This window comes from Paenibacillus glacialis (genome assembly GCF_001637205.1).
Taxonomy (GTDB): domain Bacteria; phylum Bacillota; class Bacilli; order Paenibacillales; family Paenibacillaceae; genus Paenibacillus_AQ; species Paenibacillus_AQ glacialis.
This window is the reverse complement of record NZ_LVJH01000072.1, coordinates 1-2,684: the sequence shown is the minus strand read 5'-3', so window position 1 is coordinate 2,684 and position 2,684 is coordinate 1. Positions and strand designations below refer to the sequence as shown.

The 2,684-nt window shown below is 40.5% G+C and carries 4 protein-coding genes; all 4 read right to left on the bottom strand.

The genetic code is table 11. From position 1 onward, the window contains the following. On the bottom strand, positions 1 to 237 hold a 237-nt coding region (locus tag PGLA_RS25325), incomplete at its 3' end, for an Ig-like domain-containing protein (protein WP_211269626.1). Between the two features lie 25 nt (positions 238 to 262). Then, on the bottom strand, positions 263 to 1,003 hold the full coding sequence (locus tag PGLA_RS25320) for a hypothetical protein (protein ID WP_068537991.1): 741 nt from the start codon (positions 1,001 to 1,003) through the stop codon (positions 263 to 265). A 115-nt stretch (positions 1,004 to 1,118) separates the two neighbouring features. After that, a complete protein-coding gene (locus PGLA_RS25315; protein WP_068537990.1) occupies positions 1,119 to 1,502 on the bottom strand; it encodes a hypothetical protein in 384 nt (127 codons plus the stop codon). Between the two features lie 8 nt (positions 1,503 to 1,510). Continuing rightward, positions 1,511 to 2,684: RHS repeat domain-containing protein (locus PGLA_RS25310; protein WP_145939675.1), on the bottom strand; the 1,174-nt coding region annotated here is incomplete at its 5' end.

Below are 2,684 nucleotides of genomic sequence, written 5' to 3'. Positions count from 1 at the left end.
ATTCATGGTCTCTCCAGGAGAAGGATCTGTACATTCTACACTTGGATCAGGATCTGTTGGTGGATCCTCACCTACGGTGATAGTAGCAGAATCAGTTAAGGTATAAACCCCCGATTTCCATGTTGCTGTTATAGTTGTTTTCCCTTTAGATTCAGCCTTAACTAATCCACCGGTAGGAGTTACGGTCGCTACTGACTTATTGGAGGATTCCCATGTTGTTGTTGTTCTCGTAGTCACGTCCGCAGAAACCCAACTTCCTCCTTCAGTTGCTTGGGTTTTTACTGTCGCCTTTTCTTGTTTGGTTTCTCCTATCTGCAGCACAGCATCTTTCTTCAACAAAGATTTCTTTTGTCTCGATGATTGTACCTTCCCATAAAATATCTAGATTAATAAAGTAACCTATACTTGATTTACTCTGATACGGTTCCCCTCTAGTACCTGAGGTATCTCCACCAAGATGCATAGTTGTCGTAAACTTCCCATTACTTTCATTGAATTTTGTTACTGTTGGAGGGGTATCATCAATATCTCTTTCATAGGCTTTAATATAACGTACATTTCGGTGTGCTCTGGGTACTTGTGCTACGGTGAACTTGAGGTCTCCAGACTTATCAAGAAAAACTTTATTCGGTTTATATAGTGAACTATCAATCTCGATGACCGCTTCTACATTGGTAGGTACGGGAACATCTCCTGTGGGTTTTGATATATTTGCAAATGGACCATAATGAATAGGAATTAAATCATAAAACCACTCTCTCGAATCTGATTGATACAAAGTTGCTACTAAATGAGATTGCACCCACGATCGTACTGGAATAACCCATCTTTGCCTTTTCCCAGGATTAGCACCTTCTAAGTAGGGTTCTTTAAAAATTGGCTCGGGTATAGTTTCGACTACGGGTGTTGCATTAGCTATTCCTACGTATAGTAGTTGAGTGATTGCTAGGAACATACCTAACTTTAGTAGTAATTTCAGAATCTTATCTGATATTATCCTCATTTAGTTACATGAGGATAATTAAGATCGAAATTACTACCATCCATCGTCTCCAAATTAGCATTATTATATTTATCTTCTTTATGGAAACTCATGAAGCCAATCAAGGATTTTTAGCTTATAGTTCATCAATTGACAAAACTTCAACTGATTTGCAGTAAAATTTCATTATGTCGTTTTCATAGTCGTGAACATAATACCTTTGATCGTTTTCCCAACTATGATCTCTCATGTCCTTTATTTTAAAGCCCATCATTTGATTAAATGCTCCGCCAAATCCTGAAAGACTTAAAGAATTAACTTCATTGAATTTTAGCAAGAGCTTATACCTATTACTTTCAATATTGGATTCCAAAATGTACCCTACTTCTAGAAAAGATACCTCATCATAATGTTCGTTATATCCAATGTAGTAACTAACGCTCACAACCAATTTTAAGTCTTTTTCTCCGAAAGAGGGCAACTTTCCAGAGATAAGATGATAGTTTTTTATGAATTCCATACAATAAGTCACCTCTCATCATTCCAAAAATGGTAATCATATTCTTTACCTTTGTCTGAATATCCTGGACCGAATTTCCTTTCATGCAAATGAGGAACAGAATGCTTAGGCATACTATGATCGGCATGATCGACTCTATAACTCTGTCTTCCAGCGTTGTCGTAAATAACAGTCGATCTCTCAATTTTCCCATTATATTCTCTATAATGATCATACTTTAAACCGGGAGTGTTGAAATCAGGCGCTTTTCTACCCCAATACTCATCAGGTACAAAAGGGCTATCGACTTTACCCGTACCCTTATTATCAGCAAACAACTGTAAATCCAATTTTAATGAACCATTTTTACTATCGCGGTCTGATATCTTATTACCACACGTCCCCTTCATTAACCCCAACGGATCAATGTAACGAAACGGGTCGCCGTTGACATACGCATAGCGATTCAGCGTTTGTCCATCCATCAGATCTCCACGGAGGACATCTCGGTTCAAGAACCGTTGTAAGACCGGATGGTAGTACCGTTCCCTCATATAATAGAGTCCGTTCGGGTCAGATTGCACACCGTCCCTTCCGTTATACCCAAACGGTTGGTTGGTCTTGCCTTCATGCTTCTCTAACTCGCCGTACGGTCCATAGGTATAGCGGTCAGTCACGCTGCCTTGTTCATCTGTTAAGAGCGTTGTACTTCCACGGATATCACTGTGGTAACTTTGGTAATTACCTTGGGCGTCTTCTCTTCCGATCAATCCTATCCCATATACATAATAGGTTTTCGGCGTTCCATCAGCGTCTAACTCCATCAGCACACGGCTTAATTCTGGAAGAGCATCAACGACATATCGTGTCGTCTTCCCTTTCCACGTCATCGACGTCCGATTGCCTTGAGCATCATACGTGTACTGCGCTTTACCCGATTTCACGAATCGGTTACGTGCATCATATTCGTAGGATGCCATCGTCTTTCCTTCGCTCATATACAGGAGATTCCCATCGGCATCCATCTCGACCGGGTATCCTCCTATACTAAACAAACGGTTATCTTTTGTATAGGCGATCGGGGGATACGCTTCTTGGTCGCTATCTTTTCTTGTCATCATATTCCCGGCTAGGTCATAGCTGTATGCGATCCGTCGACCCGGCCACGATCCACTACTCATTCGTCTTAAGTTATCATACGTA